Raw genomic sequence first — 688 nt, forward strand, 5'->3', positions numbered from 1 at the left:
GATCACCACCGCGTCGTCGAGCGTGACCAACAGCGGGACGATCACAGGTGCGGGCGCCGGCATCACGACCGCCTATCAGTTCGACGAGGCGATCGGCGATATCGTCGGCATCGCGGTCGGCACGCAGGTGACGAACAGCGGCACGATCCGAGGCGAATCGAACGATGGCGTGCGCCTGATTGGCGGCGGCAGCGTGAGCAACAGCGGCATCATCCGCGGCGAGGGCAGCGCGCTGGCCGATGGCATCTCGATCTATCCCTATGACGGTCAGACGCTGGCGAACTATGTCGGAACCGTCGCGAACAGTGCCACCGGCGACATCAGCGGCACGCGTTTCGGAGTCATCATGTCGGCGGGCGGCACGCTCGACAACGCCGGCACGATCACCGGCGAGGGGCCGGGCGGGGTTCTTATGCAGCGCGGAGCAGGGTTGGTCCAGGAAACGGGCTTTGACGGCACGCTCACCAATACGGGGACGATCACCGGTTCAAGCGGGATCGCGGTCCAACTCGGCAGCTTCGACGACCGTGTCACCCTGCGAACCGGCAGCGCGATGTCCGGCGCAGTGGACGCAGGCGGCGGTAACGACAGCCTGACGCTCGATGGGGACGTCCTTGAACTGACCGAGGCGCAGCAACTCACCGAAGCGACCGGGTTTGAGACGCTCGACGTTGCGGCAGGCTATTGG

At 66.0% G+C, this 688-nt stretch carries 1 pseudogene; it reads left to right on the forward strand.

Going from position 1 to position 688, the window contains the following annotated elements:
• Positions 1–688, forward strand: a pseudogene (locus ACT6QU_RS19485) (hypothetical protein); the annotation flags it as partial.

The sequence above is a fragment of the Aliihoeflea sp. genome (assembly GCF_052435475.1).
Lineage (GTDB): Bacteria > Pseudomonadota > Alphaproteobacteria > Rhizobiales > Rhizobiaceae > Aliihoeflea.